Annotated in this window: 4 protein-coding genes; all 4 read left to right on the top strand. The window is 76.2% G+C overall.

The genetic code is table 11. The annotated features are described in order from the left end of the window. Positions 1-7: 7 nt before the first annotated feature. The 4 genes from JOF41_RS13950 to JOF41_RS13935 are packed head-to-tail and all read left to right on the top strand — an operon-like array spanning position 8 to position 23,233. Positions 8-20,764 (top strand): SDR family NAD(P)-dependent oxidoreductase, encoded by a 20,757-nt coding sequence (locus tag JOF41_RS13950; protein WP_209619351.1) that lies wholly within the window; start codon positions 8-10, stop codon positions 20,762-20,764. Further along, positions 20,761-21,711 (top strand): LnmK family bifunctional acyltransferase/decarboxylase, encoded by a 951-nt coding sequence (locus JOF41_RS13945; RefSeq protein ID WP_189223360.1) that lies wholly within the window; start codon positions 20,761-20,763, stop codon positions 21,709-21,711. Before JOF41_RS13950 ends, JOF41_RS13945 begins: the two co-directional genes overlap by 4 nt. Further along, positions 21,708-21,977, top strand: coding sequence for a phosphopantetheine-binding protein (locus tag JOF41_RS13940; RefSeq protein WP_209619348.1), 270 nt, complete (start codon positions 21,708-21,710; stop codon positions 21,975-21,977). Before JOF41_RS13945 ends, JOF41_RS13940 begins: the two co-directional genes overlap by 4 nt. Beyond that, a complete protein-coding gene (locus JOF41_RS13935; protein WP_189223362.1) occupies positions 21,974-23,233 on the top strand; it encodes a hydroxymethylglutaryl-CoA synthase family protein in 1,260 nt (419 codons plus the stop codon). The genes JOF41_RS13940 and JOF41_RS13935 overlap by 4 nt, the downstream gene beginning before the upstream one ends. The last annotated feature ends 27 nt before the right edge of the window (positions 23,234-23,260 follow it).

Below are 23,260 nucleotides of genomic sequence, written 5' to 3'. Positions count from 1 at the left end.
GTGCGCCATGGAGGAGATCGAGTGCCGCGTCGCGCTGTCGCCGCACGACTTCGCGCTGCGCGGCCACCGGGTCCGCGCCACGCCGGTCCTGCCCGCGGTGGCCTTCCTCGATCTCGTGTACCGGGTCCTGGAAGCCGCCGGACTCGACCACCGGGGGACAGCGCTGGACGGCGTCACCTTCCGCGCTCCCCTCGCCGTCGCCGACGAAGCGCACCGGGACCTGCGGTGCGCGCTCACACCGCCCGCGGGCGGCCGCGCGGGCCGGGTCGACGTGGCGAGCCGCGTCGCGGGCAGCGGGGACGACTGGACCGAGCACATGACGGCGCGGCTGTCGCCGGTCGAGGAGGCCCCGCGGCCCGACCTGCCGGTGGCGCTGCTGCGGGAGCGCGCCGAGCGGACCGAGGACCTGTCGGGGCACTACGCGCGCGCACGCGCCGCGGGCATCGAGCACGACGCGGCGATGCGCTGCACCGGGACGGTCTTCCACGGGCGGGGTGAACGGCTGGCGGAACTGCGCCTGGAGCGGCGCGGCGACGCCCACGAGGACCGGTTCCCGCTGCACCCGGCCGTGCTCGACGCGGCGACCGTGGTCGGCTTCGGCGCCGACCACGACCGGCCGGGGGAGCCGTTCGTGCCGGTGTTCGTCAAGCGGTTCCACGCGGTCCGCCCGCTGCGCGGCACGTGCTACGTCCACGTGCCGCGGCCCGCGGTCGCGTCGGGCGAAGTGGTCACCGTGGACTTCACCCTGCACGACGAGCACGGCGCGCTGCTGGCCGAGTGCACGGGCATGACGTGGAAGCGCCTGGCGGGAGGCGGTGCGCCAGCCGGTGGGTCCAGTCCCGCGACCGGGACGCGGGGCGGTGGCGCCACCGTCGCCGCCAGGGTCCGCGCGCTGGTGGCGGCCCACCTCGGGCGGCGGGCGGAGGAGGTCGACCCGGCGGCGGGTTTCTACGACCTCGGCCTGGACTCGCTGGCCCTGCTCAAGCTCGGCAGGGAGGTGGAGGAGCTGGTCGGCGAGCCGCTGTACCCGACGCTGCTGTTCGAGCACGGCACCGTCACCAGCCTCGCCGAGCACTTGGAGCGCACCTACGACCTCCGGTTCCGGGACGAGGGCGCGCCCTCGTCCCCGGAGTCCACCGCCGCCACGCCGCCACAGTCGGGGACCACCACCTGCTGGACCCCCGACTGGGTGGAGGAGGACGGACCGCGACGGGACGCCGCGCCGCTGATCGCCATCGGCCCCGACTGGTTCACCGACGCCCTGGGGCGGACCGAGCCCGGCCTGGTCCCGGTCCTGCCCGGCACCGGGTTCGCCCCGCGCGGCGCGGGCTACGAACTCGACCCCGCCGACACCGGGCAGGTCGACGCGCTGTTCGACGCCCTCGCCGGGAGATCCGTGCGGGACGTCGTGGTGCACGTGGCCGAGGAGGTCCCCACGGCCGACACGTGCACCGCCGTCTACGCGCTGGCCGCCGCCCTGGTGCGCCGCGAGCACGGGGCCCGGCTGACCGCCCTGTGCGAGGCGCCCGCGACGGCCGCCGCACTGGGCGCGCTGGCCCGCACGGTCATGGCCGAGACGCCGCGGCTGCGCTGCCGCGCGGTGCTCGGGGCCGACCCCCGCGACCCGGCCGGGACGGCCCGGATCGCGGCGGCGGTCGCGCGCGACGACTCCGCGGAGGCGGAGCTGGACTTCTCGACCGGGCGCCGCCGCGTGCGCCGCTGGTCGCCCGCCGCCCCGACGGGCGCGCCGACGCCGCTGCGCGAGGGTGGGGTCTACCTGATCACCGGTGGGGGCGGCGGGCTGGCGGGGGTGCTCACCGAGCACCTCGTGCGCCGCTACCGGGCGAGGGTCGCGCTCGTCGGACGGGGCCCGGCCGGAGCCGGGTTGGAGCGCCGGATGGCGCAGTGGCGCGACGCGGGCGGCGACGTGCGCTACCTGCGCGCCGACATCACCGACCCGGCCGAGGCCGCCCGCGCGGTGGGGGCGGCGCGCGCGGCGTTCGGCCGCGTGGACGGCGTCGTCCACGCCGCGGCCGAACGCCGCGACGGGGTGTACCTGACCAAGCGGCGCGACGACGTCGCCGCCGTCCTGGCGCCCAAGGTCGGCGGCGCGCTCACCGTGGACGCGGTCACCGCGGGCGACCGGCTCGACTTCTTCGCGGTGTTCTCCTCGTCGTCGGCGAGCACCCCGAACCAGGGGCAGTCCGACTACGCGGCGGCCAACGCCTTCCTGGAGCAGTTCGCCCGGCAGCGCGCGGCCCGGTCCGACCGCGCGGGGCGCAGCGTGGCGATCGGCTGGCCGTACTGGGCCGAGGGCGGGATGCGCGTCGCCGACGGCGACCGGTCGCCCGACGGGCAGGTCCCGATGCCCACGGCGGAAGGGCTGGCCCTGTTCGAACGCCTGCTGGCCGACGGCGAGCCGCAGGTCACCGTCCTGCACGGCGTGGCGGGCGTGGCCGAGACCCTGCTGCCCACCGCCCCTGCCGACGCGGGACCGGTGGACGCCCGACCGCGCCACGCGGAGGTCGCGGGGGCCGAACCCGCCGTGGCGCGGGACCGCGCCGAATCCGCGAGCGCCGAGCGCGGCATCGCGATCATCGGCGTGGCAGGCCGCTACCCGCAGGCTCCCGACCTGGCGGCGTTCTGGCGCGACCTGGAGCGCGGCGTCGACCGCGTCACCGAGGTCCCCGCCGACCGGTGGGACCACTCCCGCTACTTCGACCCGGTGAAGGGCCGGGCCGGGCGGACCTACGGCAAGTGGGGCGGTTTCCTGGCGGGTGTGGACCGGTTCGACCCGGCGTTCTTCGGCATCTCCCGCCGGGAGGCCGAGCGGATGGACCCGCAGGAGCGGTTGTTCCTGTCCACCTGCTGGCACGCCCTCGAAGACGCGGGGTACCCCCCGGAGGCACTGCGCGGCCGCTCGGTCGGCGTGTTCGCGGGTGTCATGTGGAACCACTACCAGCTCGTCGAGGGCGCGCCCGACGGCGTGGCACCAAGCGCCCTGCACACGGCGGTGCCCAACCGGGTCTCCTACACCTTCGACCTGACCGGGCCCAGCTTCGCGGTCGACACGGCCTGCTCGGCGTCGCTGACCGCGATCCACCAGGCGGTGGCGAGCCTGCGCCGCGGCGAGTGCGACCTGGCGCTGGCGGGCGGGGTGAACGCGATCCTGCACCCGCAGAAGTACCTCCAGCTGGCGCAGGGCCAGTGGCTGTCGGAGGACGGCCGGTGCCGCAGCTTCGGCAAGGACGGCTCCGGCTACGTGCCGGGCGAGGGCGTCGGCGCGGTGCTGCTCAAACCGCTGGACCGCGCGCTCGCCGACGGCGACCACGTCCACGCGGTGATCCGCGGCTCCGCGATCAACCACAGCGGCCGCACCAGCGGGGTGACCGTGCCCAGCCCCGGTTCGCAGGCCGCGCTGATCACCGCGGCACTGCGGGACGCGGGCTGGGACCCCGCCTCCGTCGACTACGTCGAGGCGCACGGCACCGGCACCGCCCTCGGTGACCCGATCGAGGTCGAAGGGCTCCGCCAGGTGTTCGGCGGCGCCGGGCACTGCGTCGTCGGCTCGGTCAAGTCCAACATCGGGCACCTGGAGAGCGCGGCAGGCATCGCGGGCCTGACCAAGGTGCTGCTGCAACTGCGGCACGGCACGATCGCGCCCTCGCTGCACGCGGCGCAGCTCAACCCGCACATCGACTTCGCCTCGACGCCGTTCACCGTTCCCGCGCGGGCGGTGCCCTGGCCGCGGCGCGCCGGTGCGCCGCGCCGCGCGGGCATCAGCGCGTTCGGCGCCGGGGGCGCCAACGCGCACCTGCTCGTGGAGGAGGCGCCCCCGCAGCCGAGGCGGCCCCGTCGCCGCGGCCCGTGGCTGTTCGTGCTGTCGGCCAAGACCGAGGAGGCGCTGCGCGAGCAGGCGCGCGGGCTCGCCGCGCATCTGGCCGAAGCCCCGACCGCCCCGGCGGAGGAGCTGGTGGCGCGGGTCGCGGCCCGGCTGGGCGTGCCCGCGGAGCAGGTCGACGCGGGTGCCGCGCTGGGCGACCTCGGCCTGGACCACGGCGACCTGGCGGCGCTGGCCGACGACCTGGGCTCGCACGTCCTTCCCGCCGACCTCGGCCTGGACCACACGCTGGCCGAGTTCGCCGCCCGGTGCGGCGCGGCGGAGGACCACCTCGCCGACGTGGCCTACACGCTGCAAGTCGGCCGGGCGCAGCTGGAGCACCGGCTGGCCGTGGTGGCGGAGAGCACGGGCAGGCTGGTCGAAGCGCTCGACCGCTGCGCCGCGGGCGAGCGGCCGGGCGCGGGCGAGTTCCGCGGCACCGCCACCGCCACCGACGCCGAGCACGACGAGCGGGAGTGCGCCGACGCGTTCCGGGACGGCAGGCTGGCCGAGGCGGCGGCGGGTTGGGTGGCGGGGGCGGACCTGCCGTGGGCGCGGTTGCACCCCGACGGTCCCGACCGGCCGCGCCGGGTGCCGCTGCCGGGGTACCCGTTCCAGGAGGAGCGCTGCTGGCCGGGGCACTGGGAGGCCGAGTCCGGCGGCAGGACCGCGCCCGCCCGGCAGGCCCCACCCGCCGAGCGCCCCCGGCCGCGACCAGCGCCGCAGCCCGCGCCGCAGCCGGGGGCCGAAGTTGACCTGCGGGTGCTCGACGGCGGCGTGGCGCTGGTCAGCCTGCACGCGCCGACCTTCACCGACGGGCTCATCGATGGCCTGGAAGCCGCTTTCGCGGACATCGCCGCGGCGGACGAGGTCCGGGCGGTCGTGGTCACCGGCGGCGAGGGCATCTTCAGCATGGGCGGCTCGGCCGAGGCGCTGACCGACCTGGCGGCGGGCGAGGGCAGCTTCACCGACCGGCCGTTCGTGTACGAGGGCTTGCTGCGCTGCGACCGCCCGGTCGTGTGCGCCATGCGCGGCCACGCCGCGGGCGGCGGGCTGACGTTCGGGCTCTACGCCGACGTGGTGGTGATGTCGGAGGAAGCGGAGTACCGCGCCAACTTCCTCACCTACGGCTTCACGCCGGGTCTGGGGGCGACCTACATCCTGGAGCGCAGGCTGGGCAGCACCCTGGCCGCGGAGATGCTGCTGACCGGGCGTGCCCTCAGCGGCGCGGAACTGGCCCGGCGGGGCGCGGACGTGACGGTCATGCCCGGTGAGCGGGTGTTGGCGACCGCGCTGGAGTTGGCGCGCTCGATCGCGGGCAAGCCCGCCGCCGCGGTGCGGACGCTGAAGGCCGAGCTGGCCCGGCGGGTGCTGGCGGGCCTGCCCGAGGTGATCGACGCGGAGGCGGCCATGCACGCGAAGGTCCTGGGCGAGGACGCCCGCTCGCTGGTCGAGGCGCGCTTCCCCGGCCGGGCGACGGCGCGGCCGCCCGCGCCCGCCGAACCCGCGCCCGCCGAACCCGCGCCCGCCGAACCCGCGCCCGCCGAACCCGCGCCCGCCGAACCCGCGCCCGCCGAACCCGCGCCGGTGGTGCTCGAGCCCGTCGCGCCCGAACCCGTCGCGCCCGAACCCGTCGCGCCTGAACCCGTCGCGCCTGAACCCGTCGCGCCCGAACCCGTCGCGCCCGAACCCGTCGCGCCCGAACCCGTCGCGCCCGAACCCGTCGCGCCTGGAGCACCGGCGCAGGTGCCGGTGGCGGTGGCGGTGACGGCCGAGGACGTTCGCGCCGAGGTGGAGGACGTGCTCGGCGAGGTGCTCTACCTCGACCGGGAGGAGATCGACTCGGACCGCACGTTCGCCGAGATGGGGCTGGACTCGGTCGGCGCGGTGGAGATCATCGGCAAGCTCAACCGCCGCCTGGGCACTGATCTGGACTCCACCGCCGTGTACGACCGGCCGACCGTGCCCGCGCTCGCCGAGGCGGTGGCCGAGGACCTGACGCGGTCCGCCGCCCTCCGCGCCGCCGCGACCGATCCCGGTCCCCGGCGCGTCGAGGCGCAGCCCGCGCCCGAACCGCCGGTCGCCTCCGCGCGGGGGACGGCCCCCGAATCGGCCCCCGAATCGGTCCCCGAATCGGTCCCCGAATCGGTCCTGGAGAAGAACCCGGAGCCCGCTCCGGGTGCCGGTCAGGTGAGGCTGACGCCCCTGCCCACCGATCCGCGGCCGGTGGTCGCACCGCCCGCTCCCGCGCGGGGAGCGGCCGAGCCGCCCACCACGGGGCGGGAGATCGCGGTCATCGGCATGTCGGGCAGCTTCCCCGACGCCCCTGACCTCGACGCGTTCTGGGACAACCTGGCCAGGGGCCGGTGCAGCATCCGCGAGGTGCCACCGCACCGGTGGGACGTGGGCGAGCACTTCGACCCCGACCGGCGGGCGCCGGACCGCACCTACAGCAAGTGGGCGGCGATGCTGGACGACGTTGACGTGTTCGACGCGCAGCTGTTCAACCTGTCACCGCTCGACGCCGAGGCGATGGACCCGCAGCAGCGGCTGTTCCTGCGCCACGCGTGGGCCGCGCTGGAGGACGCGGGCTACGCGGGCGACCGCGGCAGGCGCCCCTGGGGCGTGTTCGCGGGGTGCGCCGCCGGGGACTACACCGACCTGCTCGACGCGGCGGGCCGGGGGCTGTCCGCCCAGGCGTTCCTGGGCAACGCGCCGTCCGTGCTGGCGGCCCGCATCGCGTACCTGCTCGACTTCAGCGGTCCCGCGGTAGCCCTGGACACCGCGTGCTCGTCCTCGTTGGTGGCGCTGGACCTGGCCTGCGCCAGCCTGCTGCGCGGCGAGTGCGACGCGGCGGTGGCGGGCGGTGTCGCGGTCATGTGCACGCCCAAGATGCACGTCTGGACCAGCAGGACCGGCATGTTGTCGCCCACGGGCCGCTGCCGCCCGTTCGACGCGGGCGCCGACGGCATCGTGCTGGGCGAGGGCGTCGGCGTGGTGGTGCTCAAGAAGCTCGACCGCGCGCTGGCCGACGGCGACCACGTCCACGGCGTGATCCTCGCCAGCGGCGTCAACAGCGACGGCAAGACCAACGGCATCACCGCGCCCAGCGCCCGCGCGCAGGCCGACCTGATCAGGCGCGTGCACGACCTCGCGGGCGTCCGGCCCGCGGACGTCGGGTACGTGGAGGCGCACGGCACCGGCACCGAGCTGGGCGACCCGATCGAGGTGAAGGCGCTCAACGCGGCGCTGAGCCCGGCGGACGGCCGGACCAGCAGCGGTCTCGGGTCGGTGAAGGGCAACATCGGGCACACCACCGTGGCGGCCGGGATCGCCGGCCTGCTGAAGGTGCTGCTGGCGCTGCGGCACGGCCAGCTGCCGCCCACGCCGGGCTACGAGGTGCCCAACCCCCACATCGACTTCGGCGCGGGGCCGCTGCGCGTGGTGCGCGAGCTGGAGCCGTGGCCGCCGGGGCCGTCCGGGCGGCGGGTGGCGGCGGTGAGCAGCTTCGGCTTCAGCGGGGTCAACTGCCACGTCGTGGTGGCGGAACCGCCCGCGCGGACGGAGGGCGCGCCGAACTCCCGCGCCGAGGTGGTCGTGCTCTCCGCGCGCGACGAGGAGGGGCTGCGCCGCCGGGCGGCGGACCTGGCCGACCACCTCGACGGACCGGGAGCTGGCCACCCCCTCGCCGACGTCGCGCACACCCTGGCGGTGGGGCGTCGCCACCTGCGGGCGCGGGCCGCGGTCGTCGTGGCCGACCGCGCGGCCCTGCTGGCGTGGCTGCGCGCCGTGGCGGACGGCCGCACCCCGCCCGCCGCGGACCGGACGGCCCCGCAGGCGCTGCGCGACCTCGCGCTGGCCTACGCCCGCGGCGAGGACCCCGACTGGGCGGAGCACCACCGGGACCGCCCGGTGCGCCGGGTGCCGCTGCCGCCGTACCCCTTCGCCCGCGAGCGGCACTGGGTGCGGGCGGACGACGCGCCCCTGCTGAGCGGAACCACCCGGTCCGGTGACACCACCACCCACGAGCTGCGGCTGACCCCGGACCACTGGCTGGTCGCCTGCCACCACGTCGGCGGGGCGCCAGTGCTGCCCGCCACCGCCTCGGTCCTGCTGCTGGCCTCGGTCGCCCCGGTCGAGGGGGCGGTGGCCATCCGCGGTCTGCGGTGGTCCCGGCCGCTGGTGGTCCGGGCTCCCCGCACGGTGTCGCTGGTGGTGCGGCCGAAGCGCGACGGCGTCGCCGTGACCCTGGCCGACGAGTCGGGGGAGTGCGCCCACGGCGCGGTCCACCCGCTCACCGACGACGGCGAGCGCCTCGACGCGGCGGCGGTGAGCGAGCGCTGCCCCGAGCCGGTCCCGGTCGAGCAGGTGTACCGGCGCTTCGCGTCGGCCGGTCTGGACTACCGCGGCGACCACCGGGGCCTGGAGGAGTTGCGCCGGGGCCGTGACGAGGCGATCGGCGTGCTGCGCGCGGCGGACCGGGTGGACCCGGCGGGCGCCGCACTGGTCCCGGCCACCCTCGACGCCGCTCTCCAGGCCGCCGTGGTGCTGGTGGCCGAGGGCGCGAACCCCCGGCCGCTGCTGCCCTTCGCGGTGGAGCGCGTGGACGTCCTCGACCGGCGGGCCGCACCGCGCTACGCCCACGTGCGCAAGGAGGGCGACTTCCGGTTCTCCGTTCGCGTCGCCGATGCCGCGGGGCACGTCTGCGTGCGCTTGGACGGCCTGCACCTGCGTGCGGCGCCCGAGCCCGCCCGCACCGACGGGCCGTTGGCGGAGGACGCGGGTCTCGTCCCGGAGACGGTGTTCGTGCCCCGGTGGGAGCCGGCCCCGGCCACGGCAGCGGCGCGGGGCCGGGCGCGGGGCAGGGTGGCGGTCGTCGCCGCCCCCGACGACCCCCTCGCACTGGCGCTGCTGGCCCACGGGGAGCCGGAGCACGCGGTGTGCGTGTCCCCCGCCGAGGCCGACGCGCTGTGGGGCGACCCGCGGCGGCCGTTCGACGTGGTGAACGTGGTCGCCGCGCCCGACGACCGCACCGGGCACTCGGCCGTGCTCGACCTGTTCCGCCTGGTGAGGGGCATGATCGACGCGGGCTGGGCCAGGCACCCGCTGACCCTGTCGGTGGTCCTGCGCGGCGCGGTGGCGGTGTCCGGCGAGGAGGTGCCCGACCCCGCCGCCGCCGCGCTGGTCGGGCTGGTCGGCGCGATCCGGGCCGAGCACCCCCGCTGGCGGGCCGGGTGCGTCGACGTCGGGTCGGCCGCGGCGGACCCGCTGCTCGCGGCGCGCATCGCGGGCGAGGAACACACCGAGCGGGTGGTCGCGCTGCGCGGGGAGCGACGGCTGGTCCGGCGGCTGGTCCCCGCGCCGGGGGAGGGGGCGGCCAGGGCGGTGTTCCGCCCCGGCGGCACGTACCTGGTCGTCGGCGGGGCGGGCGGCCTCGGCCGTGCCTTCAGCGCGCACCTCGCGCGCACGGTGGGGGCCCGCCTGGTCTGGCTGGGCCGCCGCCCCGAGGACGACGGCGTCCGGGCGGCCCGCGCGGAGGTCGAGCGGCTCGGCGGCCAGGTCGCCTACCTGCGGGGCGACGTGGGCGACCCGGCCGCGCTGCGCGCCGCGGTCGACGTGGCGAAGACCCGCTTCGGGGCCTTGCACGGGGTCGTGCACGCCGCGATGGTGCTGCGCGACCGCGCGCTGGCCACGATGCGCGAGGAGGACTTGCTGGAGGTGCTGGCGCCCAAGGCCGCAGGCGCCGTCGCGCTCGGCGAGGCGCTGGCGGGCGAACCGCTGGATTTCCTCGCCTACTTCTCCTCCGCCGTGACCTGCACCGACGCCGCGGGCCAGGGCAACTACGCGGCCGCGAGCTGGTTCGAGGACGCCTGTGCCCTGGCGCTGCGCGCCGCGGGCCTGCCCGCGACCGCGATCGACTGGGGCTACTGGGGCAGCGTCGGCGCCGTCGCCACACCCGAGCACCGGGAGCGATTCGCCGCCCTGGGCATCGCCCCGCTCGAACCGGCCGACGGCATCGCGGCGCTGGAGCGCGTCCTGCGCGCAGGCCTGCCCCAGGCCCTGGTGGTGAAGGGCACCGGGGAGGGGCTGGCGAGACTGGGCGCGGGCCCCCGGCCGGACCCCGACATCGCGGGCGCCGTCGCCGGATACGCCGAGCTGGACGAGTGCAGCCGGGCGCTGCTGGCCCGCGTGTTCCTCGGGATGCCCGGTGCGCCCGCACCGGGCGAGCGGGTGGACCTCGCCTGCCTGGCCGAGCGGCTCCCCGTGGCCCCGGAGCAGGGCAGGCTGTTCGACGCGGTGCTGGACGCGCTGGTCCGCGCGGGCGTGGTCCGGCTGGGCGACGGGTGGGTGGAGGTCACCGGCGCGGTGCCCGAGGACACCACGGCCGAAGTCGCCGCCCGGTACCCGGAGCTGGCAGGCCACCTGCGCCTGCTGCGCACCTGCGCGGCGGCGCTGCCCGAGGTGCTCGCGGGGGCCCGGCGCGGGGTCGAGGTGCTGTTTCCCGGCGGCTCGACGGAACTGCTCGACGAGGTGTACCGGGGCAACACCGGCGCGGACTTCCACCACCGGCTGGTCGCCGAGGAGGTGGTGGCCGCGGTCCGCGAGGTCGCTCGGGCGACGGGGCGGCCCGCGGAGGTCCTGGAGGTCGGTGCGGGCACCGGGGCGAGCACCGCGTTCGTGCTCGACGCCTGCGCCGGGCTCGACCCGCTGCCCCGGCTGCACTTCACCGACGTGTCCCCGGCGTTCCTCAACCGCGCGCGCGAGCGCTTCGGCGTCGAGCACCCCAACGTGACCTTCGGGCTGTTCGACGTCGAGCAGGACCCGATGGCGCAAGGGCTGGCCGCGCCGGGCTACGACGTCGTGGTCGCGGCCAACGTCCTGCACGCCACCGCCGACATCGGCCGCGCGCTCGCCACCGTGGCCGGGCTGCTGCGCCCCGGCGGGCTGCTGGTGGTCAACGAGGCCACCCTGGCCACCGACTTCCTGACCGCGACGTTCGGCCTGACGCCCGGCTGGTGGCGGTTCCGCGACCCGGCCGCGCGGCTGGACCGCTCGCCGCTGCTCGGCCCCGCCCAGTGGCGCGACGCGCTGACCGGGGCAGGACTGGCGGTGCGGCGCGTGCGCGGCGTGCCGGGCACCCCGGAGGACCGGCTGGCGCAGTGCGTCGTGGTGGCCGAGCGGCAGCGGGTCGAACCCGCCGGACCGCCGGTCCCGGCGGGACCGCTCACCCGCGCCGCCGTCGTCGACTACGTCCGGCGGGTGTTCGCCGAGGTGCTCAAGTTCCGCTCGGCGGACCTCGACGAGCGGGCGACGTTCGAGACCTTCGGGGTGGACTCGCTGGTGAGCCTGTCCATCGTGGACCGGTTCGAGCGGGACCTGGGCGAACTGCCCGCCACCCTGCTGTTCCAGCGCACGACCATCGAGGAGCTGGCCGAGCACTTCGAGCGGCACTGCGGCGACCGGTTGGCGGCGGTGCTCACGCCACCGCGGCGGGACGCGGCACCCGGCCGCGTCGCCGCCGCACCCGCCGCGGAGGACCCAGCGGAGGCTCCGGCCGACGCCCTCCCGGGGGACACCTCGGAGGACACCTCGGGGGACACCTCGGGGGACACCTCGGGGGACACCTCGGGGGACACCTCGGGGGACACCTCGGGGGACATCGCCGTCATCGGCGTGACGGGCCGGTATCCCGGCGCGCCGGACCTCGACGCGTTCTGGCGCAACCTCCGCGCGGGGCAGCGGTCGGTCACCGCGGTGCCGCCGGAGCGGTTCGACTGGGCCGGTTTCGACTGGGACGAGCTCTACGACCCGGAACCGGGGAAGCCGAACCGCAGCTACGGCCGCTGGGGTGGGTTCATCGAGGGGGTCGACAGGTTCGACCCCGGCTTCTTCGGCATCCTGCCCCGCGACGCGGCGACCATGGACCCCCAGGAGCGGTTGTTCCTGGAGACCGCGTGGACGCTGCTGCAGGACTCGGGTCACCTCGCCGACACCACCCGCGAGCGGTCCACGGGTGTGTTCGTCGGCACGATGTACGGGACCTACGGCCAGCTGGCCGCGGCGGGCGGGTGGCGGGCGGGCCGGTTCACCGACGGGCACTCGCCGTACTGGTCCATCGCCAACCGCGTGTCGTACACGCTGGACCTGCGCGGGCCGAGCTTCGCGGTGGACTCCGCCTGCTCGTCCTCGCTGACCGCGGTGCACCTGGCCGTGCAGAGCCTGCGCAGGGGCGAGTGCCGGATGGCCATCGCAGGCGGGGTCAACCTCGTGCTGCACCCCGCGCACCTGGTCGCGCTGTCGTCGATGCGGATGCTGTCCCCGGACGGGGCCTGCAAGGTCTTCGACGAGCGGGCCGACGGCATCGTGCCGGGGGAGGGCGTCGGCGCGGTGCTGCTCAAGCCGCTGGCGGCGGCCGAGGCGGACGGGGACGACATCTGGGCGGTGATCAAGGGCACCCGCGTCAACGCGGGCGGGCGCACCGCGGGGTACACGGTGCCGAACCCGAACGCGCAGGCCCGGCTGGTGGCCGAGGCGATCCGCGAGTCCGGTGTGGACCCCCGCACCATCGGCTTCGTCGAGGCGCACGGCACCGGCACGTCGTTGGGCGACCCGATCGAACTCGCCGCGCTGGCCGAGGCCCTGCGCGAGGTCGGCGGGCCCGAGCGGTGCCTGGTCGGGTCGGTCAAGGCCAACATCGGGCACCTGGAGGGCGCGGCGGGCATCGCCGGGCTGACCAAGGTGCTGCTCCAGCTCAGGCACGGCGTGGTCGCGCCGTGCGCGAACCTGCTCCGGGTCAACCCGAAGATCGACCTGCGGTCCACCCCGTTCGTCCTGCCGACCGAACCGGTCGACTGGGCCGCGCCGCGCCGGGCCGGGATCAGCTCGTTCGGCGCGGGCGGGGCCAACGCGCACGTGGTCGTCGAGGGCTACGCCCGGCCACCCGCCGCCGCGTCCGCCGAGGGCGAGCAGGTGTTCCTGCTGTCCGCGCGCACGTCGGAGCAGTTGCGCACCGCGGCGGCCGACCTGGCCGACGCGGTGGCCGCCCGGCCCGACCTGTCGCTCGCCGCCTTGGCGCACACCACGCAGGTGGGCCGCGCGGAGTTCGGCGAGCGGCTCGCCGTGGTCGCGGGGGGCAGCGGGGAGCTGGTGGAGCGGCTGCGCGCGGCGAGCGCCGGGCGGTCCGCCGAGGGCGTCGTGCTGGGCACGGCGGAACGGCCCGGCGAGGCCGCGGACGAGGACGGCTTGGTCGCCCAGCTGGTCGCCGGGCGCCGGTTGCGCGCGCTGGCGAAGCTGTGGGTCGGCGGGACGCCCGTCGACTGGCGCGCGCTGTGGCCCGGCGGCTCACCGGGACGAGTGGCCATGCCGCCCTACCCGTTCGACCGCAGGAGGTTCTGGCTGCCCCGACCCGCTCCCGCGCCCGCTGGGACCGCAGGGGGCGGCGCGGCTTCCGACGCGTCCCTGGTGTACTCGCGGCCGGTGTGGCGGCGCGTCGACGCGCCACCGGCATCCCTGCCGCGGACCGCGCTGGTGCTCGGCGACGACCTCGGCGCCGAAGCCACCGCCGCGCGGCTGACCGAGGCCGGGGTCCGGTGCGTCCGGGCGTCAGGTGGCCGCGCGGACCTCACCGCCGCGGTGACCGACCTCGCGCAACGGGACCTGCTGCCCGACGCCGTCGTGCACCTGGCGCCCGCCACCGACGGTGCTGACGTCGCCGTCGAACTCGACACCGCGGTGTACCCGCTGCTGTGGGCCACCACCGCCGTGCTGGCCGCCGGGGGGCGGAAACCGCTGCGGGTGGCCGTCGGGTTCGAGCGGCGGCCGGGAGAGCACCGGCCCGTGCCCGCCGCGCTGCACGCGATGCTGCGCACGCTGGCCTTGGAGCACAGCGGGTTCACCGGCGTGTCGGCGGCTTTCGAGGACGTCGCCGACGCCGCGGGCCTGCTGGTGGACGAACTGCGCCGCACCACGCCGTCCGGGCCGCCGGAGGACCGCGTCCGGCAGGTGCGCCGCACCGGGGAGGGTCGGTGGGAGGCGGACCTGGAACCGGTCGACCCGCCCGGCGAGGTCCCGGCCGTCCCGCTGCGCGCGGGCGGCACCTACCTGGTCCTCGGCGGTGCGGGCGCGCTCGGGCGCAAGCTCGCCGAGCACCTGAGCGGGCAGGCCCCGATCACCGTCGTCCTGGCCGGTCGCTCGGACCCCGGCGCGCCGGACCCGCGCGGCCTGGCGGGGCCCGGTTCGACCGTGGTGTACCGGCGGGTCGACCTGGCCGACCAGCGAGACGTGCGGCGGCTCGTGGACGAGGTGCGCAGGGAGCACGGACCGCTGTGCGGTCTGGTCCACGCCGCGGGGGTCACGCGGGACTCGCTGGCCGTGCGCAAGTCGCCCGAGGACGTCGCGGAGGTCCTGGGCGCCAAGGTGCTCGGCGCGGTGCACGCGGACGCGGCCACGGCGGGTGAACCGCTGGACTTCTTCGTGCTGTTCTCGTCGGTCGCGGGCCGCACCGGCAACCTCGGGCAGGTCGACTACGCCTACGCCAACGCCTTCCTGGACGAGTTCGCCGCGCTGCGCAACGGGTTGCTCGCGGCGGGGCGGCGGCAGGGGCGGGCGGTGTCGATCTGCTGGCCGCTGTGGGAAGAGGGCGGCATGACCGTCCCCGACGCGACCAGGCGGCTGTTCGCCCGCCGGTGGGGCAGCACACCGCTGGGCACCGCGGACGGCATGGCCGCCTTCGCCCGCGCCCTGTCCGCCGGGGCGGACTGCCTGGTGGTGGCCACCGGGGGCGGCACCCGTCCCGCCGACGAGCGCGTCGAGGCGGCCGTGCCGCCCCCGGCCGACGCCGCGGCGTTCGTGCGGACCGAGCTGAGGTCGATCGCGGCGCGGTTCCTGCTGGTCGAGGAGCAGCACGTCGACCTGGACGCGGACCTGATGGACGCGGGCTTCGACTCGATCTCGCTCACCGAGCTGATCGGCGCGGTCAACGAGCGCTACGACCTGGACCTCCTGCCGACCGTGCTGTTCGAGTCGGTGAACCTGGCCGCGTTCGCCCGGTACCTGGTCGAGGAGCACGGCCCGGCGGTGGCCGCGAGGGCGACCACCGCGGCGATGCCGGACGTGCCGGTGAACGCGGACACCCCGGTCGCCGCACCCGCCTTCGAAGCGGGACCGGAGGGCCGGCAAGCCGGTGACGCGGAGCAGGCAGGCCAGGGAGTCGGTGACGTGGAAGTGGGCGAGGTCCGTGGACCGGCCCCGGCGGACGTGAGGGTGGCCGCCCCCGGGCCCACCCCGGAACCCGCGCCGGACAGGCCGTCGCCGGTCGCGGTGGTGGGCATGGCGGGTGTCCTGCCGGGGTCGGCGGACGTCGACCGGTTCTGGCAGCACCTGGTGGACGGCGACGACCTGATCTGCCCGGTCCCGCCGGACCGGACCGACCTGCTCGCCGACCACCGCACCAGGGACGTCCGGGCGGGCTTCCTGGACGACGTCCGCCGCTTCGACGCCGCGCTGTTCGGCATCTCCCCCCGCGAAGCGGCGCTGATGGACCCCCAGCAGCGGCTGTTCCTGGAGACGGTGTGGCGTGCGGTCGAGGACGCGGGCTACGCGCCGTCGTCGTTCGCGGGCACCGCCACCGGGCTGTTCGCCGCGGTGTCCGCCTGCGACTACGACGACCTGCTGCGGACCCACGGCGTCCCGGTGGAGGCGCACTCGGCCAGCGGCATCGCCGCGTGCATCCTGGCCAACCGCGTGTCGCACCTGCTCGACCTGCGCGGTCCGAGCGAGGCCGTCGACACGGCGTGCTCCAGCTCGCTGGTGGCGCTGCACCGGGCCGTGCGGGCCATCCGGTCGGGGGAGTGCGACGCGGCGCTGGTCGGCGGCGTGAACCTGCTGCTGAGCCCCGGCCTGTTCGTCGCCTTCGCCGATTCCGGGATGCTCAGCCCGGACGGCCGGTGCAAGGCGTTCGACGAGGCCGCGGACGGCTACGGCCGCGGCGAGGGCGTGGGCGTCGTCCTGCTCAAACCGCTGGACCGCGCGCTCGCCGACGGCGACCACGTGTACGCGGTGATCCGCGGCAGCGCGGTCGGCCACGGCGGCCGGGCCACGTCGCTGACGGCTCCCAACCCGAAGGCGCAGGCCCGCGTCATCGTGGCGGCCCACCGGGAAGCGGCGGTGGACCCGCGCACGGTCGGCTACGTCGAGGCGCACGGCACCGGCACCCGGCTGGGCGATCCGGTCGAGGTGGAGGGGCTGCGCAAGGCGTTCGCCGAACTCGGCGCGCCCGAGGGGCCGCCGTGGATCGGCATCGGCTCGGTGAAGACCAACACCGGCCATCTCGAGACGGCCGCGGGCATGGCGAGCCTGCTCAAGGTGCTGCTGTGCCTGCACCACCGCAAGCTGCCCGCGTCGATCAACCTGGAGCGGCCCAACAGGTACCTCGATCTCGCGGACAGCCCCTTCTACCTCAACGCGGAGCTGCGCGACTGGGAGGCGGCCACCCTGCCCGACGGCACCCCGGTCCGGCGTGCGGGCATCAGCTCGTTCGGCTTCGGCGGCACGAACGCCCACGTCGTGCTGGAGGGCTTGGTCGAGCCCGAGGACGACGCCTCGCCGCCCGGCCCGCACGCGTTCGTGCTGTCCGCGCCGAGCCCGCGGGCGCTGGCCGAGTACGCCGGGCGGCTGGCCGACCTGCTCGCGCGGCGTCCCCACCTGCCGCTGGCCAGGGTCGCCCGCACGCTCCAGGTCGGGCGCGAGGCGCTGCCCCACCGGTGCGGCTTCCTCGCGGAGGACCACGAGCAGGTGCTGCGGACGCTGCGCGCGGTCGCCGAGGACCGCCCGGCGCCGGGGCTGGTGCGGGGCCTGGTGCCGGGCAGTTGGCGGAAAGCGGAGGCCGCGGACCCGGCGGACCCCGACGAGGACCCGATCGCGGCTTGGGTCGCCGGGCGGCGCGTCGACTGGGCGGCCCGGTGGCCCGCCCCGGTCCGCAGGCTGCCCGGCCTGCCCGGTTTCCCCTTCGCCAAGACCACCCACTGGTTCACCGAGCGAACCACCGACGTTCCCGAGGAGGACACGGTGCAGGACGACCCCGTGCGGGACGAGACTCCGAGGCAGGCGCCGCGGGCCAAGGTCCGGTTGGCGCGGCCCGCCGGTCGCGGCGGCACCGGACCGGCCGCGGGCGGGCCCGTCCCCGTGCCCCGGCGGGCCGGAGCGCCGTCCGTCCCGGAGCCATCCTCGGCGACCGCCGAGCACCCCCTCGCCGGGCAGGCGGACGGTGTGGAGGCGGCCATCCGCGACAGGCTCGCCGTGATCCTCGGCGTCAACGCGGACTGGCTGAGCCCGGACGGCTCGTTCGCCGACCTGGGCCTCGACTCGATTTTCCGGATGGAGCTGGTCCGCTGGCTCAACGACGCCCACGGAGTGGACCTCAAGGCCGCGGACCTCTACGAGCACGACTCGATCGAGGCGCTGGCGCGCTTCGTGCGCCGGTCGGCGCCCCGCGCGGGCGACCCCTCGGCGGCCGATGTCGGGACAGGCACGGCGGTCGACGCCGAGGCGGACACGGCGGTTGACACGGTGATCGACACGGCGGAGGTCCGGCGGCGGCTGGAGGAGCTGGTCGTGGCCACCGTCGGCAGACCCGTCGACCCGGCGCTGACCTTCACCGACAACGGGTTCACCTCGTTCGACATGCTCCGCCTGGTCAACGAGCTGGACAAGCGGTTCGGCCCCCAGCGCAAGACGCTGCTGTTCGACCGCCCCACCACGGCGGAGGTCACCGAGGAGCTGGTCGAGCGCTACGGCCCGAGCGCGCTGGAGCGCCTGACCACCACCTCGGACGGCGGCGGGCGGCCGGACGCGCCACCCGTCGCCGAGCGGGGCGGCACGATCGTCGTGCTCAAGCGGGACCTGCCCGGCAGGCCGGAGCTGGCCCGCGCGGTGGCCGAGCTGGAGCGCGCGCACGGCATGGAGGGCGGCTTGGCCGGGCGGGACATCGCCCCGTTCGCCCTCATCGGGGCCCGGCAGCAGGGCTACTTCAACGTCTCGGTCCGCAACGGCGTGCTGTTCGCCTGGAGCTACGTCGGCCCGGCCGACCGGTTCGACGAGCTGGCCGCCGAACTGGTCCGCCACTGCCGGGAGCACGGGCTGCGACCGAATTTCCTGTCGCTGGCGCCCCTGGAGCAGGTGGACGGCCAACCGCTCACCGCCACGCCGTTCGGGGCGCTCCAGCGGATCGAGGACCTGCCGTCGTTCGGCCTCGACGGCAGCCGGATGTCGCGGTTGCGGTACATGGTGCGCCGCTTCGAGCGGCAGGGCGCCTGTCGGACGGTCGAGTACCGCTCCGGGAGCGACCCGGCCACCGACGCCGAGGTCGCGGCCATGCTCGACCGCTGGACGCGCAACAAGCAGATGGTCAACCCCTACGTGGCGGTGGTGCGCGACGAGATCCGCTCCGGCAGCCTGACCGACCGCCACCGGCTGTTCCTCACCCGTGTCGACGGCGAGCTGGCAAACGCCATCGTCGTCACCCGCATCCCGTCCACTCCGGGTTACCTGCTGGACCTGGAGTTCTACCCGCCGGAAGCTCCGCTGGGCGGCCTGGAGTACGCCATCACCGAGATCATCCGGGTGATCGTGGCCGAGGGCTGCACCACGTTCAGCCTCGGCGCCAGCTTCGGCGTCAAGCTGGGCGACGCGCCCAACGCCGACCCCGGCATCGAGCGGGAACTGGCCGAGCTGCGCTCGATGGGCGTCTTCGGCGAGGGCAACTTCCAGTTCAAGAACAAGTTCCGGCCGGTGAACCTGCCGATCTACCTGTGCAGGCCCGCCGACGACCCCACGCCGGTTTCCGAGATCATCCTCATGATCGCCGACCCCGAGCTGCGCGCGCCGTCGGCCGTCGCGCCCGCCACCCCGCCCGACCCGCTGGTGCTCCCGCACGACGCCGTGGAGCTGGACCTGGCGACCGACTCGTGGGCGGAGCTGGACGGCGAGGTCATCCGCCGCCGCTCGGTCGACCTCACCGCCCGCGCGGGCGGTGAGGAGGTCGCCGCGTCGTGGCTGCCGTTCGGGTACTCCGCGCTGGTCGGCTCGGGCCGGTCCGCGGAGGCGCTGCTGTGCGCGAACTGGCCGGGCCCGCGCGGCGCGGTGCCGCACAACGGGTTGTTCCCCACCCTGCTCGCGGCGCTGGTGACCGCCGGCTTCACGCCGGTCCCGGTCCGCCGGGCGGGCGGCGCGACCGGCGGCGACGTGGACGTGGACGAGCTGGCCGAGGTGCTGGAGCGGTCCGGGCCGGACGTGGCGTTCGTGTCCCTGGAGCTGGGGGTCAACGCGGCGGGCGGGCTCCCGGTCTCGCAGGCGAACCTGACCGCCGTGCGCGCGCTGGCCGACCGGCGCGGCGTGCCGGTCGTGCTGGACGCGACCCGCGTCGTGGACAACGCCCTGCTCGTGGCCGGGGCCGAGGAGGGCGACGGCGGGAAGGACCCGTGGAAGGTGGTGCACAGCCTGCTCTCGTGCGCCGACGCGGTGACCATGAGCCTCACCAAGGACTTCGGGGTCACGGCGGGTGGTCTGCTGGCCACCGGCGACGGGGCGCTGGCCGACGCGGTCTCGGCGCAGCTGGCCGCCGGTGGGCGCGACCTGCCGCTGGCGGGCCGCAAGCTGGCCGCCGCCGCGCTCGCGGACACCGACGCGGTGGCCGCGCTGGTCCGCACCCGCGTGGCGGCGGTCCGCGCACTGCGGGAGGTGCTCGACGGTGCGGGCGTGCCCCTGGCCGGGCCGCCCGGCGGGCACTGCGTCCTGGTCGACGCCGCGCGGGTCGCGGGCGACGTCGCCGACCCGGTCCGGGAGGTGGTGGCCAGGATGTTCACCGCCGGTGTGCGGGGTGCCCCGCACCTGGGCGACACGCCGGAACTGCGGCGGTGCGTGCGGCTCGCGGTGCCACTGGGGTGGTCCGTCGACGAGGCGGTGCGCGCGGGTCAGCGGCTGGTGCCGGTGCTGCGGCCGCGGAACCCCGCGCGGAGCGCCGCCCCGGCAGCCGGGACGCCCGACGACGGCAACCTGGCCGTGCTGCGGGAGCACCACCCCGGCGTCCAGCGGCACCTGGTCCCCGTCGACGGCGGCGCCGTGATCGAGGTGTTCACCGCGGGCGACGGGCCGACCGTGCTGCTCATGCCGCCGTTCAACATCGGCGCGGGGCTGTTCGCCCGCCAGTTCGCCGCGCTGAGCGGGAGCCACCGCGTGGTATGCGCGCACCACCCCGGCGTCGGGGCCTCGGCGGGAGCCGCCGACATCACCCTGGCGGGCATCTCCGCGCTCACCCGCGCGGCGCTGCGCGGATTAGGCGTGACCGGACCGGTGCACGTCGCGGGGGCGTCCTTCGGCGGCCTCACCGCGCTGGCGTTCGCCCTGGACCACCCCGAGGACTGCGCGACGCTGACCCTCATCGGCAGCTCGTACCGCATCGGCAACCGGGTCGGCGGGCTCGACCGGCTGGAAGCGGTGGCCCGCCAGGACTTCGACCACGTGCTCACCGCGCCGGGCGGGGAGCGGCTGGCCGAGCGGCGCGCCGAACTCGAGCGCACGCTGCTGCGCTGCGAGAGCATGGACCCGGAGACCGGCTTGCGCTACCTCGACGTCTTCGCGGCCCGGCCGGACCTGGCGGCGCGCCTGGGCGACGTGGCCGCGCCGACGCTGATCGTCCAGGGCAGTCACGACACCGTCATCCCGCTCAAGACCGCGCACCTGCTGCACGGCGCGATACCGGACTCGCGGTACGTCGAGCTGCCCGGCGCGGGCCACTTCCCGTGCCTGACGCACGCCGAGGAGGTCAACCGGCTGCTGGTGGAGTTCACCGCTGGGAGCGCGGCGAGCGACGGCGGGGCGGCGCGATGAGCGCGCCGGTCCCCGCCGCCCACCCGCGGCCGATGGCGGACGGCTCGCTGGTCCGCACCGAGACCGCCAGCCCCGGCATGTGCGGACCGGTCTCGCTGTTCGCCGGTCGGGTGGGCGACTGGACGTGGGACGCGGTGAGCGCGTTGTGCGGCGTGGACGCCTACCGCGCGGTGGACGAGCGGGGCGAGCCCACGTACCTGTCGTTCTACTACTACCGCATCCGCGGCAGCCGCGAGCTGCACCCGACCGGCATCGCGTTCGGGGACCGGCTGCAGGTGGTGTCCCGTGTGCTCGACTGCGGCAGCGAGTCCGTGTTGACGGTGCACCGCATCCGCGTGGACACCGGCGCGGCGCCCGAGCCGCTGGACCCGGACGCCTTCTACGGCGGTCCGCGACCGGGTGACCTGCTGGTGGAGAACTTCAACCGCTGGATCACCCGCACCAGGCAGCACAGCAACCGCGACCTGGCGCGGGCCTCGCCCGTCGGCTTCCGGCACGACCACCTGCCCGCCCCGCCCCCGGCGCACTCGCCGCGCCTGGCGTGCGCGAACGCCAGGCGCGGCAGCTTCCTGGCCGAACCGCCGCCGGACCGGTGGCCTGCGGTGCGCGGGTTCACCGCGGACTACCCGGTCGAGGCGGGCCGCGACCTCAACGGCGTGGGCCTGCTGTACTTCGCCTCCTACTTCGCGATCGTCGACTGGGCCCTGCTGCGGCTGTGGCGGCACCTTGGCCGCGGTGTGCGCGACTACCTCGACCGGGTGGTCCTGGACCAGCGGGTGTGCTACCTGGGCAACGCCGACGGCGACGCCGTCGTGCGGGTGCGGGTGGACCTGTGGCGCAAGCGGGACGACCAGACCGACGAACTGGTCGAGGTGGTCCTGCGCGACCGCCGCCACGGCTCGCTGCTCGCGGTCTGCCTGCTGCGCGTGCGCGCGGGTGCGGCATGACCGCCCCGCGGCCGCCGCGCGGCGGCCGGGCCGAGGTCGAGCGGGCGATCCTCGCCGCCGTCGCGGAGATCGTGCCGGGCGTCGCGCGGGCCGACATCACCGCCGACAAGCACCTGCGCGACCTCGGCGCCGACTCCGTGGACCGCGTGGAGATCATCCTGTCGGTCCTGGACCGGCTCGGCGTGCGCGAGCCGCTGGCGAGCTTCAGCGACCTGCCGAACATCGGCGCGCTGACCGAGTTCCTGCACGAGAGGATGGGCAAGTGAGCACTGCGCCGATCGGCATCGAGGCGCTCAACGTCTATTGCGGCCTCGCCCGCATCCCGGTGGCCGCGCTGTTCGCCGGGCGCGGGCTGGACCCGGCGCGCCTGCCGAACCTGATGATGGACCAGAAGTCCGTGGCGCTGCCCTGCGAGGACCCGGTGACCAACGCGGTGAACGCGGCCAAGCCGCTGCTCGACCGGCTCGACCCGGTCGAGCGGGCGTCGATCGAGCTGCTGGTCACCTCGACCGAGTCCGGTGTGGACTACAGCAAGTCGGTCGCCTCCTACGTGCACGAGCAGCTGGGCTTGAGCCGCCGCTGCCGGACCATCGAGGTCAAGCAGGCGTGCTACGCGGCCACGGCGGGCGTGCAGCTGGCCGCCGCGTACGTCGCGAGCGGGTTGTCACCGGGGGCCAAGGCCCTGGTCATCGGAACGGACGTGTCCGTTGTGGACGAACGCGCCGAGTACACCGAGCCCGCCATGGGCACGGGCGCGGCGGCCATGCTCGTCGGCGACCGGCCCAGGGTGCTGGCGCTGGACCAGGGCGCGTTCGGCCTGCACAGCTACGAGACCTTCGACTCCGCGCGGCCCGGCCCCACCTTCGACGTGGCGGACTCCGACCGGTCGCTGTTCGCCTACATCGACTGCCTGCGCGGCGCGTTCCGCGACTACGCCGACCGCGTGGAGGAGGCCGGGTTCGCCGAGACCTTCGACCTGCTGGCCATGCACACGCCGTTCGCGGGGATCGTGCGGGCGGCGCACCGGGCGGTGATGCGGGACGTGCGGCCCGCGCCGTCGCGGCAGGAGGTCGAGACCGACTTCGCGCGGCGGCTGGAGCCCTCCCTGCGGTACCCCCGGCTGGTGGGCAACCTCTGCTCGGGCTCGGTGTACCTGGCGCTGGCCAGCCTGCTGGACGCGGCGGACGTCGAGGGCGGCGCCCGCGTCGGCCTGTACTCCTACGGGTCGGGCTGCGCGTCGGAGTTCTTCAGCGGGGTGGTGGACGGCGAGTCGGCCGCGGCGGTGCGGGAGGCGCGGATCGGCGACCACCTGGCCGCCCGCTTCGAGGTGGACTTCGCCGAGTACACCGAACTGCTGGCCGGGAACGCGCGGTGCCTGGTGCCGGAGCGCGACCGGCCTGCCGAGGCCGCGCGGTGCGCCCCGCTGCTGTCCCGGTTCGGCATCGAGCGGGAGCTGCTGGTGTTCAACGGGACCAAGGGCTACCACCGGCAGTACGAGTGGACCACCGCCGGTGCGGCGTGAGACCGGTGGGCCCGTGCCGGGGCCGCC

This window comes from Saccharothrix coeruleofusca (assembly GCF_017876325.1).
In the GTDB taxonomy this organism is placed as follows: Bacteria; Actinomycetota; Actinomycetes; order Mycobacteriales; family Pseudonocardiaceae; genus Actinosynnema; species Actinosynnema coeruleofuscum.
This window is presented reverse-complemented; position numbering and strand designations above follow the sequence as displayed.

What these genes read in the sequence shown, in the direction of transcription:
- JOF41_RS13950 (WP_209619351.1), top strand. Translation starts at nt 8, where the DNA reads ATGGAGGAGATCGAGTGCCGCGTCGCGCTGTCGCCGCACGACTTCGCG.
- JOF41_RS13945 (WP_189223360.1), top strand. Translation starts at nt 20,761, where the DNA reads ATGAGCGCGCCGGTCCCCGCCGCCCACCCGCGGCCGATGGCGGACGGC.
- JOF41_RS13940 (WP_209619348.1), top strand. Translation starts at nt 21,708, where the DNA reads ATGACCGCCCCGCGGCCGCCGCGCGGCGGCCGGGCCGAGGTCGAGCGG.